Here is a 13,180-nt window from a genome sequence, read left to right as displayed (position 1 = left end):
TAGAGTCTCGTTTCTCGATTTGTTTCACAAGGACAATCCATGACGTCCCCCTCCGGCACCCATCCTCTGCCCTCCTATCTCGACCCCAACCACCTCGGCCCCTGGGGCGTGTACCTGCAGCAAGTCGATCGCGTCACGCCCTACCTGGGCAACCTGGCGCGCTGGGTGGAGACCTTGAAGCGCCCCAAGCGTGCGCTGATCGTGGACGTGCCGATCGAGCTGGACAACGGCACCATCGCCCACTTCGAGGGCTACCGCGTGCAGCACAACGTCAGCCGCGGCCCGGGCAAGGGCGGCGTGCGCTTCCACCAGGACGTGACCCTGTCCGAGGTGATGGCCCTGTCGGCCTGGATGTCGATCAAGAATGCGGCCGTCAACGTGCCCTACGGCGGCGCCAAGGGCGGCATCCGCGTCGATCCCAAGACGCTGTCGCGCGGCGAACTGGAGCGCCTGACGCGCCGCTATACCAGCGAGATCGGCATCATCATCGGGCCGTCCAAGGACATTCCCGCGCCCGACGTGAACACCAACGCCCAGGTCATGGCCTGGATGATGGACACCTATTCGATGAACGTGGGCACCACCGCCACCGGCGTGGTCACGGGCAAGCCCGTGGACCTGGGCGGATCGCTGGGCCGCGTGGAGGCCACGGGCCGCGGCGTGTTCACCGTGGGGGTGGAAGCCGCGCGCCTGACCGGCATGCCCATCGAGGGCGCGCGTGTGGCCGTGCAGGGCTTCGGCAACGTGGGCGGCACGGCCGGCAGGCTATTCTCCGAGGCAGGGGCCAAGGTGGTGGCGGTGCAGGACCACACGGGCACCATCCACAACGACAAGGGCCTGGACGTGCCCGCGCTGCTGGCCCACGTGCAGCAGACCGGCGGCGTGGCCGGTTTCGCCGGCGCCGAGCCCATGGCCGACGACGCCTTCTGGGGCGTGGCCTGCGACATCCTCATCCCCGCCGCGCTCGAAAGCCAGATCACCAAGGACAACGCCGGCAGGATCCAGGCCAGGATGGTGATCGAGGGCGCCAACGGCCCCACCACCCCCGAGGCCGACGACATCCTGCACGACAAGGGCGTGCTGGTACTGCCCGACGTAATCGCCAACGCCGGCGGCGTGACGGTGAGCTACTTCGAGTGGGTGCAGGACTTTTCCAGCTTCTTCTGGACCGAGGACGAGATCAACGCCCGCCTGGTGCGCATCATGAAGGAGGCCTTCGCGGGCGTGTGGAACGTGGCGCAGGAGAACAAGGTCAGCCTGCGCACCGCCACCTTCATCGTGGCCTGTAAGCGCATCCTGCACGCGCGCGAGATGCGCGGGCTGTATCCCTGAGCCAGCGGCGGCTGGCCCCCGCACCTACCCTTCCCCAGAGGGGGAGGGCGTGATGACTTCGTCGATCTGCCCGTCCGTCCAGCCCAGCGCGGCCAGGATGGCGGCGGTGTGCTGGCCCACGGCGGGCACCGCATCCATGCGGTACTCGAAGGCGCTGTTCACGCCCGGCGGCAGCAGGGCCGGCACCTCGCCCGCGGGCGTGCCCACGCTGCGCCAGCGCTGGCGCGCCTTGAGCTGCGGGTGCGCCCACAGGCCGGCCATGTCGTTGACGCGGGCGTTGGCTATTGCCGCCGCATCCAGGCGCTCCACGACCTGTGCCGCCGTGAGTGCGGCGAAGACTTCCAGGATCAGCGCCTGCAGCTCACTGCGGTGCTGGTTGCGCTGGGCGTTGGAACAGAAGCGCGCGTCGGTGGCCACCTCGGGGCGCTGCAGCACGGCGTCGCAGAAGGTCTTCCACTCGCGCTCGTTTTGCAGGCCCAGCATCACCGTGGCGCCGTCGCCGGCCGTGAACGGCCCGTAGGGGTAGATGCTGGCGTGGCTGGCGCCGGTGCGCGGCGGCGGCGGTGCGCCGTCAAAGGCGTAGTACATCGGGTAGCCCATCCACTCGCCCATGGCTTCGAGCATGGACACGTCGATGTGGCTGCCCTCGCCCGTCCTGGCGCGCAGCAGCAGGGCCGACAGGATGTTGCTGTAGGCGTACATGCCGGCGGCGATGTCGGCCACCGAGATGCCGGACTTGGAGGGCGTCTCGGGCGTGCCGGTGACGGAGAGGAACCCCGCCTCGCTCTGGATCAGCAGGTCGTAGGCCTTCTTGTCGCGGTACGGGCCGTCGGCGCCGTAGCCGCTGATGTCGCACACGATCAGGCGCGGGTTGTGCTCCTTCAACGCCTCATACGACAGGCCCATGCGCGCGGCGGCGCCGGGCGCCAGGTTCTGCACCAGCACGTCTGCGGTCTTCAGGAGCTGCATCAGCGCGGCCTTGGCCTGGGGCTGCTTGACGTCCAGCGCCAGGCTCTCCTTGCTGCGGTTGATCCAGGTGAAGTGCGACGACTGGCCGCGCACGCGCTGGTCGTAGCCGCGCGCGAAGTCGCCGCTGCCGGGGCGCTCCACCTTGATGACGCGCGCGCCCAGGTCGGCCAGCTGGCGCGTGCAGAACGGGGCGGCGACGGCGTGTTCGAGCGAGACGACGGTGATGCCGTCGAGGGGGCGGGGCATGCAGGACTCCAGGCAATGGGGAACAGGTAGCGCTTCTCCCTCGCCCCCTTGGGGAAAGGGCTGGGGTGGGGAGGCCAGCCGCAATGGCAGATAGCTCAGGGCTGCGGCACCCGCGGTGTTGGCATGCGCACTCAATTAATGGTGGCGCCCGAGGTCTTCACGATCTGCGCCCACTTGGCGATGTCCTGCTTGAGCAGGGCGGCAAACTCGTTGGGCGTGACCGGCTTGTTGGCGGTGCCGGCCAGTTCCACGCCCTGGGCTTCCAGCTTGTCGCGCAGCTCCTTGTCAGCCATGGCCTGGCGCATGCCGTCCTGCAGGCGGGCCAGCGCCTCATTGGGAACGCCCGCGGGCGCGAACAGACCTATCCACAACGTGCCGCTGTAGCCGGGCACGAACTCGGCCAGGGCGGGTACGTCGGGCAGCACGGGCGAGCGCTGCGGGCTGCTCACTGCCAGCGCGCGCAGCCGGCCCGCCTTGATGTGCGCCAGCGTGGACGGCAGACTGCCGAACAGCAGCGGCAGCTGGCCGCCGAGCACGTCGTTGAGCGCGGGCGCCACGCCCTTGTAGGGCACATGCTGCAGCTCGATGCCGGCCATCTGGTTCAGCATTTCGCCCAGCAGGTGATTCAGCGTGCCATTGCCGGCCGAGGCGTACTGCAGGGTGCGCGGCTGGGACTTGGCCAGGGCCAGCAGCTCGGGCACGGTCTTGGCAGGAAACGAGGGGTGGGCCAGCAGCACATTGGGCACCGCGCCGATGAGGCTGATGGGCTGGAAGTCGGCCACGGGGTCGAAGCCTGGCGCCTTGTACAGGGCCGGGTTGATGGCCTGGCTGCTGCTGATGGTCATGAGCAGCGTGTAGCCATCCTTGGGCGCTCTGGCGACGGCCTGCGTGCCGATGTTGCCGCCCGCGCCCGGCTTGTTCTCCACCACGGCACTGCCGCCCAGCTTCTCGGCGAGCTTTTGCGCCACCACGCGGCCCACGATGTCGTTCGTGCCGCCCGCCGCCTGGGGCACCACCATCACGATGGGACGGCTGGGGTAGGCGCCTTGCGCGCAAGCCCCGGGGGCGGCGGTCAGGGCCCACCCCAGGACGGCGCCAGCGCACAGGGCGCGGCGGGTGATGATGGCGAAGTCGGCACGGCGCATGTGGTTGTCTCCTGGTGGAATGCCTATTGAGTAATGTGCCGATGTTCGCCGCCGGCCCGCGTCCGCGCAATCTTTCATATCAGAATCCAGGCTTCGGTTTTTCAAAAACCTGCACATGCCTCGTGCGTCCGGCCGCCATGCAATTCGAACTCAAGGATCTGCGTCTTTTTTTACTCGTGGCCCAGCGCGGCAGCCTTTCCCGTGCAGCGGAGCAACTGCACCTGTCCCTGGCGGCGACCAGCGCACGCGTCAAGGCGCTGGAGGAGCGGGTGGGCATGCCTTTGCTGATACGAGAGGCTCGGGGCGTGCGTCTGTCACCGCCCGGGGAGGCCTTCCTGTTTCATGCGCGAGCCATCCTGCAGCAGGCGCGCCAGTTGCAGGCCGAGCTGCAGGAGTACGGCGCGGGCCTGCGCGGGCATCTGCGCGTGTTCGCCAACACCACGGCGGTCACGGACTTCATGCCCGACATCCTGGCGGCGTACCTGACGGCGCACCCGCACATCAGCGTGGACCTGGAGGAGCGCCCCAACGCCCGTATCGCCGAGGACATCCGCGAAGGCCGGGCGGACCTGGGCATCGTGGCCGGCGAGGTGGACACCCACGGGCTGCAAAGCCTGCATTTCAGCACCGACCGGCTGGTGCTGGTCACGCCGCCCACCCCGGCCTGGCGCGCTATCCAGGAAATTCCGTTCGCCCAGGTGCTGCACGAGAATTTCGTGGGCATGCACCGCACCAGTACGCTGCAGACCTTTCTGGACGGCATGGGACAGCAGCTGGGGCATACGCTCAAGCTGCGCATCCAGCTGGCCAGCTTCGACGCCATGTGCCGCATGGTGGCCGCCGGCGTCGGCATTGCCGTGGTGCCCGAAAGCGGCGCCATGCGCTACGCCCAGGGAGCGCATGTGCACCAGGTCCAGCTGATGGACAGCTGGGCCGTGCGTCCGCGCTACATGCTGGTGCGCACGCTGCAGGGGCTGCCCGCGCATGCACAGGCGCTGATGGCGGCCGTGCAGGCCCACCACGCTGCGCGCGCGTGATGCCCCGGCCCTGCAAGCCCTGCCTCTCTGGGCGCCCTGCTTCTCAAAGTCTCAAAGCACGCCCTTGGCGCGCAGCTCCTGCAGCCGCGCCGCATCCAGACCCAGGCGCTCGCGCAGCACCTCGTCGGTGTGCTGGCCCAGGGCCGGCGGCGCGTGGCGCAGGGTCACGGGGGTATCGGACAGGCGCAACGGACTGGCCGTGGTCACCACGCGGTTCACGGTCTCTCCGGCGGGGGGCTGGGCGCCCGGGTAGCGTTCCTGCACAATGCGCAGGCTGCGCGCACGCACCTGTTCGTCGTCGAAGGCCTGGCCGATGTGGTTGATGGGCCCGCAGGGCACGGCCTTGTCCTCCAGCAGCCGCACCCATTCGGCGGTGCTGCGCGTGCGCGTGAGGGCGGCCATCATCGGGATCAGCGTGTCGCGGTGGATGACGCGGCCGGCGTTCTGCGTGAAGCGCTCGTCGCTGGCCCAGTCCACGCCCGCGACCTCGCAGAAGCGCGCGAACTGCCCGTCGTTGCCGATCGCCAGCAGCATGTTGCCGTCCTGCGTGGGGAAGTCCTGGTAGGGCACGACGCTGGGGTGGGTGTTGCCCTGGCGCTTGGGGACGTTGCCGGCGTTGAGAAAGCCCGCGCCCTGGTTGGCCAGGATGGCCATGGCCACGTCCAGCAGCGCCATGTCGATGTGCTGGCCGCGGCCCGTGCGGTGGCGCGCCTCCAGCGCGCCCAGGATGGCCGTGGTGGCGTACATGCCGGTGAACAGGTCGATCACCGCCACGCCCACGCGCATGGGGCCGCCGCCGGGCTCGCCGTCGGCGTGGCCGGTGATGCTCATCAGGCCGCTCATGGCCTGGATCAGCAGGTCGTAGCCGGCGCGCGGCGCATACGGCCCGGTGTGGCCGAAGCCGGTGACCGAGCAGTAGATCAGGCGCGGGTTCAGCGCCGACAGGCTGGCATAGTCCAGGCCGTAGCGCTTCAGGCCTCCGGTCTTGAAGTTCTCCACCACCACGTCGCTTTGCATGGCCAGTTCGCGGATCAGCTGCTGGCCCTCGGGCGTGGCCATGTCCACGGTGACGGAGCGCTTGTTGCGGTTGCAGGCGGCGAAGTAGCAGGCGTGGCTGGTCGGCTTGCCCTCGGCGTCGGGGAAGAAGGGCGGGCCCCAGTGGCGCGTGTCGTCGCCGTCTCCGGGCTTTTCGATCTTGATCACGTCGGCGCCCATGTCGGCCAGGTTCTGGGTGCACCAGGGGCCGGCGAGCACGCGCGAGAGGTCGAGCACACGCAGGTGGCTCAGGGCGCCGGTGGCGGCGCTGGAGGAGGTGTCGGCAGCGGTCATGAAGGCTTGGAATGAGAGTCGGATGCCCGCCGCATCCTACGCGCACCGCCGTGGCGCGGGTTTGGATTTATGAAAGCGGGCGTTTGCCGCGCTTTCTACAATGCCGGCCATGGCCATGCATTTCGATCTTGTGGACCTGCGCCTGATGGTGCACATCGCCGACGCCAACAGCATGACGCGCGGCGCCGAGCTGTCCTTTATCTCCCTGCCCGCCGCCAGCACGCGCATCAAGAACCTGGAGGAGAGCATAGGCACCAAGCTGCTTTACCGCACGAGCCAGGGCGTGACGCTGACGCCGCCGGGCCAGGCCTTCGTGACGCACGCGCGCATGGTGCTGGGCCAGATCGAGCACCTGCGCGGCGACATGCAGGAGTATGTGCGCGGCATCAAGGGCCACGTGCGCGTGTTCGCCAACACCACGTCGCTCGGCGAGTTCCTGCCGCCGGTGCTGCGCCACTTCCTGCGCCGCAACCCCGACGTGAACATCGACCTGCGCGAGCGCCTGTCGCACGACATCGTGCGCGCGGTGACCGAGGGGCAGACCGACATCGGCATCGTCGCCGGCCTGGTGCGCACCGAGAACCTGGAGACCCTGCCCTACCGGCGCGACCGGCTCGTGCTCGTGGTGCCGCGCGGCCACCCGCTCGACGGCCAGATGCAGATCGACTTCAGCGACACGCTGGAGCTGGACTACGTGGGCCTGCACGAGTCGAGCGCCATCCATGCCTTCCTGCGCCAGGCCAGCGACCAGCTGCACCGCCCGATCAAGCAGCGCATCCAGGTGGGCAACTTCGAGACGGCCTGCCGCATGATCGAGGCCGGCGTGGGCGTGGGCGTGCTGCCCGAGTCGGCGGCGAGCCGCCACGCGCACGCGATGGACATCGCCATCGTGCCGCTGTCGGACGCGTGGTCGGTGCGCGAGATGCAGATCTGCGTGCGCAGCCTGGAGGCCCTGCCCTCGTTCGCGCAGGAGCTCGTGGAGCTGCTCGTGGCCGACGCGCAAGGGCGGCTGCAGCTCGATCGTTAGCTATTAAAGAAAGAGCTATAAGCGCTTACCCCGCGCGCCCCAAGGCTAAATAATGGCGCGCTTTCGCAGATAGGCGAGATGGTCCGGGCCCAGACCCAGCACTTGCGCCAGGACCTCCTCGCTGTCCTGCCCCAGCATCGGCGCCGCACGGTAGCGCATGGGCGTTTGCGAGTAGCGGATCGGGTTGCGCAGGCTGGGCACCTCGGCGCCGCGCCCGTGGGGCAGCGTGAAGGCGAGTTCGCGGTGGCGCGTCTGCGGGTCCTCGAAGACCTGCGCCATGTCGTTGATCGGCCCGCTGGGCACGCCGGCCTGCTCGAAGGCGGCCAGCAGCTCGGCGCGCGCGCGCCCGCACAGCAGCGGCGCGAGCAGGTCGCGCAGCTCGGCACGGTGGGCCACGCGCCGGGCGTTGGTGGCGAAGCGCGCGTCCTGAGCCCACTGCGGGCAGCCCAGCACGCCGCACAGGGCCTGGAACTGCCCGTTGTTGCCGACGGCGACGATGAGCTGCCCGTCGGCGCAGTCGAACACCTCGGAGGGCGAGGCGATCGGGTTGGTGTTGCCCACGCGCGCGGGCACCTTGCCCGTCATGAGGTAGCCGAGCGCGAGGTGGCCGTTGAGCGCCACGGACGCGTCCAGCATCGCCGCGTCCACGTGCTGGCCCTGGCCCGTCTCGCGCCGGTGGTGCAGCGCGCCCAGGATGCCGATGGTGGCGTACAAGCCCGTGACCACGTCGGTGATGGGGATCGCGGTGCGCATCGCGCCCGCGCCCGGCGCGCCGTCGGGATGGCCGCAGGTGCTCATCACGCCGGCCAGGCCCTGCAGGATGAAGTCGTAGGCCGGCCGCGCCGCGTAGGGCCCGTCCTGGCCGAAGCCGGTGACCGAGCAGTACACGATGTCGGGCCGCAGCGCGCGGATGCTAGCCTCGTCCAGGCCGTACTTGGCCAGCGAGCCGGCCTTGTAGTTCTCCACCACCACGTCGCAGCGCGACGCGAGCTGCCGCGCCAGCGCCGCGCCCTCGGGCGTGGAGATGTCCAGAGTGACGGAGCGCTTGCCCCGGTTGTAGGCCAGGTACAGCGCCGAGTCGTTGCTGTCGGCGCCCGTCGCCGCGTCGGGCAGGAAGGGGCCCATGCGCCGCGTGTCGTCGCCCTCGCCGGGCTTCTCGATCTTGTAGACCGTGGCACCCATGTCCGCCAGGATCTGCGTGCACAGCGGGCCGGCGATCACGCGCGTCAGGTCCAGGACCTTCACGTCTTCGAGGATGGAGGCCATGGCGCGCTCACTCCAGGCGGATGTTGGCCTTCTTCACCACGTCCGCCCAGCGCCTGGCCTCGGACTGGATGAAGGCGTCGAACTGCTCGGGCGTGCCGCCCACCGGGTCGATGCCGTACTCGATGAGCTTGGCGTGGACGTCGGGCGCGTCGATCACCTTCTGCATCTCGGACGACAGCTTGCGCACGATGTCGCCGGGCACCTTGGCGGGCGCCAGCAGGCCGATCCAGCTGCCGCCCGTGAGGCTGGGGTAGCCCTGCTCGGCCATGGTCGGCACCTCCGGCGCGGCGGGCCAGCGCCTGGCGCTGGTCATGGCCAGCGCGCGCAGCTTGCCGGAGCGCACCTGGGGCATCATGGTCTGCACCGAATCGAAGGCCATGGCCACCTGGCCCGAGAACAGGTCCGGCAGCGCCGGCGCCATGCCCTTGTAGGGGATGTGCGTCATGGCGACGCCGGCGGTCTGGGCGAAGAGCTCGGCCGACAGCTGCGCGCCCGAGCCCGTGCCGCTGGAGGCGAAGGTGGCCTGGGTCGGGTTGGCCTTGGCCCAGGCCACGAACTCCTTCAGGTCCTTGGGCGGCAGTGCGGCGCTGGACACCATGAGCAACGGAATGGCGCCGAACTCGCTCACGCCGCGCAGGTCGGTGAGCGGCGCGTACGTCATCTTCGCGTACAGGCTGGGGTTGATGGCATGGCCCGCCACCACCACCAGCAGCGTGTAGCCGTCGGGCGCGGAGCGCGCCACCATGGCCGAGCCGATCTGCCCGTTGGCGCCGCCCTGGTTGTCCACGATCACCGGCGTCTTGAGCCGGTCGCTGAGCTTTTGCATCACCAGGCGGGTGACGGTGTCGGACACACCGCCCGGCGTGTACGGCACCACCACGCGGATGGGCTTGGAGGGGTAGTTGTCCTGCGCCCACGCGGGCGTTGCGGCGAACGCGAGCGCGCCCAGGCCAATGGCGAGCAGGTTGCGGCGAATCATCGATTGCATGGTGTGTCTCCTGGAGCGGTTCGTCAGTCAGCAAGAAGGTGGTGAGGCGCGAGCAGGCCGTCGTCGGCCCAGCGCCGGGGCACGCGCACGGGCCAGTCCAGCAGCATCTGCGCGAAGGACTTGCCCAGCGGGTCGGAGCGCAGGCTGGCCACGCCGCCGCCGGCCAGCGCCTGGTGCAGAACAAAATTGAGCGCCTGCAGGCCGGGCACCTCGAAGCGCTCCACCTCGCCCTGCACCAGGTGCGCGAACCAGGCTTTCACGCGCTCGGGCGTGAGCTGCGCGCGCAGCAGCGGCAAGAACTCGGGCCGCCGTGCGATCACGCCGATGTTCTCGTCGTCGCCCTTGTCGCCGCTGCGCGCCCAGGCCAGCGCCACCAGGGGCACGTCGATGCCGTCGTGCACCACGGGCGCGGCGGCGGGCGGCGCGGGCAGGGGCGCAGCGGCCACGGCGGGCGCGGCGGCGGGCAGGGCGACAGGCTCCACGCGCTCGCCCAGCACCACCTGCAGCGCCACCTGGTCCTTGGGCACCAGGAAGGAAAAGACCTTGATCACCGGCTGCACGTCGGCGCGCCCGGCGAACGACGAGCGCGTGCCCGGCCCCATGGAGGTGCCGGCCGAGGCGCATTCGCGCTGCAAGAAGGCCAGCGCCTTCGGGTCGGCATGGCGCGCGCCGATGCGCAGCACCACCTCGCGCGTGGGCAGGGCGCGGGCGTTGGGGCCGTACAGCGCCTCGCAGCCGAGCAGCTCCACGCAGGTCTCGGTGTAGTCGGCAAAGCCCTGCTCGCGCATCAGGGCCCGGGTGCGCGCGAGCAGCGCATCGGCGGTCTTGCGCGCCTTGGCAGGCGCGTCGATGCCGCGGATGGCCATCATCAGCTGCAGCTGGTAGCCGTCGCGCCAGGTGCCGTTGGCCTTGTAGCTGCCGGTGGGCGGGCGGCCGCGCGCGCCGGCCACGCGCACGTGGCCGGCGTCGAGCGCCTCGACGTGCACCTGGCGGAAGTCGCAGGTCACGTCGGGCATCAGGTAGTGGGCCGGGTCGCCCACCTCGTAGAGCACCTGCTCGGCCACCGCGCCCGGGTGGATGAGGCCGCCCGTGCCCTCGGGCTTGGAGAGCACGAAGCTGCCGTCCGCCGCGCAGTCGATCACCGGGTAGCCCATGTCGGCCCAGCCGGGCACCTGCTGCCAGTCGGTGAACAGGCCGCCCGTGGCCTGCGCGCCGCATTCGATCACGTGGCCCGCGAGCGTTCCGGCGGCGATGCGGTCCCAGTCGTCCCAGCCCCAGCCAAACTCGTGGGCCAGCACGCCCACCACCACGGCGCTGTCCACGCAGCGGCCGGTGATGACGATGTCCGCGCCCAGCGCCAGCGCCTGGGCGATGCCGCGCGCGCCGACATAGGCGTTGGCCGAGTACAGCGCGGCGGGCGGCGCCTCGCCCGTATGCAGGTCGCGCAGGCCGGCGGCGCGCAGCTGCTCGAACTGCGGCATCAGGTCGTCGCCCGTCACCACCGCGATGCGCGGCGCCAGGCCCTGCGCGGCGGCCACGGCAGCCAGGGCGTCGCGGCAGGCCTCGGGGTTGAGGCCGCCCGCGTTGGCGACCACGCGCACGCCGCGCTCGCAGATGGCGCGCAAGTTGGGCGCCATGGCGGCGTGCACGAAGTCGGTGGCGTAGCCCAGCGCCGCGTCCTTGGCGCGGGCGCGCGCCAGGATGGACATGGTGGTCTCCGCCAGGTAGTCGTACACCAGGTACTGCAGCCCCGGCACCTGCAGCAGCTGCGGCGTGGCGATGGCCGAGTCGCCCCAGAAGCCCGATGCGCCGCCGATGCGGACCGTCTTCGTCTTCATGCTGCCTCCTCGATGCGCAGCAGCAGCGCGCCCTTGGCCGACTGGCCGCCGGCCTGCGCGCAGACCTCGGCCACCACGCCGGCCAGCGGCGCGGTGAGCGTGTGCTCCATCTTCATCGCCTCCAGCACCAGCAGGCGCTGGCCGGCCTGCACCGCGTCGCCCGCGCGTACCGCCACGTCCACGATGCGGCCCGTGAGCGGGGCCGTCACCGCGCCGCTGCCGCCCTCGGCGCCGCGGCGCTTGCGCTCGCTCACGCGCTCGAAGCTCCAGGCGCGGCCGGCGTGGAAGCAGTGCAGCGCGTCACCCTGGGGGGCGACGACGATGCGCTCGGTGATGCCGTCGCACTCCACGCGCAGCGTGGCGCGCGCGCCGTCCTCCCAGGCGGCGTCGCGCAGGGCGAAGCTGCCGCCCTGCACCGCCAGCTGCCAGCCTTCGCCGCCGGCCGCGAGCTGCGCGTCCCAGCGCGCATCGCCCTGCGCCAGGCCGACGCGGGCCGCCTGCCCGCCCAGCACGGCGGGGCGGATGCGGCCGTCCTCCTGGTGCGGCATCGCGCCCGCCAGCGCCGCGAAGGCGGCCAGGGCCAGGGTGCGCAGGGGCGGCTGCGGGCGCTCGGACAGGCGCTCGCCGAAGCGCTCCTGCACGAAGCCGGTGTGCACCGCACCGCCGTCCGCGAACGCCGGGTCCGCCAGGCAGTCGGCCAGGAAGCCCTGGTTGCTGGGCAGCCCCAGCAGCACGCACTGCCCGACGGCGCGCAGCAGCTTGCGCCGCGCCTCGTCGCGCGTGCGGCCGTGCGCCACCAGCTTGGCCACCATCGAGTCGTAGTGCGGCGACACCGCGCCGCCCTCGACCAGGCCGTGGTCCACGCGCACGCCCCCTTCCTGCGGCGGCGGGCGCCAGCGCAGCACCGGCCCGGTCTGCGGCAGGAAGCCGGCGGGTACGTCCTCGGCCGTCAGCCGCACCTCGATGGCGTGGCCATCGAGCCGCACGTCATCCTGGGCCAGCGCGAGCGGTTCGCCCGCGGCCACGCGCAGCTGCCATTCCACGAGGTCCAGGCCGGTGATGGCCTCGGTCACCGCGTGCTCCACCTGCAGCCGCGTGTTCATCTCCATGAAATAGAAGCGCCCGTCACGGTCGAGCAGGAACTCCATGGTGCCCGCGCCGATGTAGCCGATGGCCCTGGCCGCGTTGATGGCGGCCTCGCCCATGCGTGCGCGCAGCGCGGCATCGACGGCGGGCGAGGGCGCCTCCTCGATCACCTTCTGGTGGCGGCGCTGCACCGAGCAGTCGCGCTCGCCCAGGTGGATCACGTGGCCGTGGCTGTCGGCCAGCACCTGGATCTCCACGTGGCGCGGCGCGAGCACGGCGCGCTCCAGGATCAGCTCGGCGCTGCCGAAGGCGACCTCGGCCTCCGAGCGCGCCGAGGCCAGCGCCTGCGGCAGCGCGCCGGCGTCCGGCACCAGCCGCATGCCGCGCCCGCCGCCGCCGGCGGCGGCCTTCACCATCACCGGAAAGCCAACGTCCGCCGCGGCGGCGAGCAGGGCCGCGTCGCCCTGATCCGCGCCCTGGTAGCCGGGAATGCACGGCATGCCCGCCGCCAGCACCAGCCGCTTGGCCTGGGCCTTGTTGCCCATGGCGCGGATCGCCGCGCCCGCGGGGCCTATGAACACGAGCCCGGCGGCATCCACCGCGTCGGCGAAGTCCGCGTTCTCGGCCAGGAAGCCGTAGCCCGGGTGCACCGCGTCGGCGCCCGCGCGCCGGGCTGCATCGATCAGGGCGGGGATGTTGAGGTAGGAGTCGCGCGGCGCCGCGCCGCCTATGCACACCGCCCGGTCGGCGGCATGCACGTGGGGGCCGTCGCGGTCGGCCTCGGAATACACGGCCACGGTGCCGTAACCCAGGCGGCGCGCGGTGCACATGATGCGGATCGCGATCTCGCCGCGGTTGGCGACGAGCACGGTGTGGAAGGGGCGGATCTGTTTGCAGGGTGTCATGGAGCGAGTCTC

Annotated in this window: 10 protein-coding genes; 3 read left to right on the top strand and 7 right to left on the bottom strand. The window is 71.1% G+C overall.

Annotated features, from left to right (window positions below; genetic code table 11):
- Positions 1-39 precede the first annotated feature (39 nt).
- Entirely contained in the window at positions 40-1,332 is a 1,293-nt protein-coding gene (locus ALIDE2_RS00950) for a Glu/Leu/Phe/Val family dehydrogenase (RefSeq protein WP_013517124.1), read from the top strand.
- Between the two features lie 24 nt (positions 1,333-1,356).
- On the opposite strand, the gene ALIDE2_RS00945 is transcribed toward ALIDE2_RS00950, so the two are convergent.
- Positions 1,357-2,547: a CaiB/BaiF CoA transferase family protein gene (locus ALIDE2_RS00945; protein WP_013721196.1), complete on the bottom strand. Its 1,191-nt coding sequence runs from the start codon at positions 2,545-2,547 to the stop codon at positions 1,357-1,359.
- Between the two features lie 131 nt (positions 2,548-2,678).
- Positions 2,679-3,692, bottom strand: coding sequence for a Bug family tripartite tricarboxylate transporter substrate binding protein (locus tag ALIDE2_RS00940; RefSeq protein WP_013517122.1), 1,014 nt, complete (start codon positions 3,690-3,692; stop codon positions 2,679-2,681).
- A gap of 137 nt (positions 3,693-3,829) precedes the next feature.
- Between ALIDE2_RS00940 and ALIDE2_RS00935 the strand changes: the two genes are divergently transcribed.
- A complete protein-coding gene (locus ALIDE2_RS00935; protein ID WP_013517121.1) occupies positions 3,830-4,729 on the top strand; it encodes a LysR family transcriptional regulator in 900 nt (299 codons plus the stop codon).
- 51 nt (positions 4,730-4,780) lie between these two features.
- On the opposite strand, the gene ALIDE2_RS00930 is transcribed toward ALIDE2_RS00935, so the two are convergent.
- Entirely contained in the window at positions 4,781-6,058 is a 1,278-nt protein-coding gene (locus ALIDE2_RS00930; protein ID WP_013517120.1) for a CaiB/BaiF CoA transferase family protein, read from the bottom strand.
- A 109-nt stretch (positions 6,059-6,167) separates the two neighbouring features.
- Between ALIDE2_RS00930 and ALIDE2_RS00925 the strand changes: the two genes are divergently transcribed.
- Positions 6,168-7,085, top strand: coding sequence for a LysR substrate-binding domain-containing protein (locus tag ALIDE2_RS00925; RefSeq protein ID WP_013517119.1), 918 nt, complete (start codon positions 6,168-6,170; stop codon positions 7,083-7,085).
- A 45-nt stretch (positions 7,086-7,130) separates the two neighbouring features.
- On the opposite strand, the gene ALIDE2_RS00920 is transcribed toward ALIDE2_RS00925, so the two are convergent.
- From ALIDE2_RS00920 to ALIDE2_RS00905, 4 genes are read right to left on the bottom strand one after another with little or no spacing between them, the layout of a single operon-like run.
- Complete coding sequence (locus ALIDE2_RS00920; RefSeq protein ID WP_013517118.1) at positions 7,131-8,351, bottom strand: CaiB/BaiF CoA transferase family protein; 1,221 nt, start codon at positions 8,349-8,351, stop codon at positions 7,131-7,133.
- Between the two features lie 7 nt (positions 8,352-8,358).
- Positions 8,359-9,339 (bottom strand): Bug family tripartite tricarboxylate transporter substrate binding protein, encoded by a 981-nt coding sequence (locus ALIDE2_RS00915; RefSeq protein WP_013517117.1) that lies wholly within the window; start codon positions 9,337-9,339, stop codon positions 8,359-8,361.
- A gap of 23 nt (positions 9,340-9,362) precedes the next feature.
- Positions 9,363-11,177, bottom strand: a complete 1,815-nt coding sequence (locus ALIDE2_RS00910) for an acyclic terpene utilization AtuA family protein (RefSeq protein WP_013517116.1) — start codon at positions 11,175-11,177, stop codon at positions 9,363-9,365.
- Positions 11,174-13,168: an ATP-binding protein gene (locus ALIDE2_RS00905; RefSeq protein WP_013721195.1), complete on the bottom strand. Its 1,995-nt coding sequence runs from the start codon at positions 13,166-13,168 to the stop codon at positions 11,174-11,176. The genes ALIDE2_RS00910 and ALIDE2_RS00905 overlap by 4 nt, the downstream gene beginning before the upstream one ends.
- Positions 13,169-13,180: the final 12 nt, after the last annotated feature.

It is taken from the genome of Alicycliphilus denitrificans K601 (assembly GCF_000204645.1).
GTDB lineage: Bacteria > Pseudomonadota > Gammaproteobacteria > Burkholderiales > Burkholderiaceae_C > Alicycliphilus > Alicycliphilus denitrificans.
The sequence above is the reverse complement of the archived record's forward strand: the minus strand, read 5'-3'. Positions and strand labels throughout refer to the sequence as shown.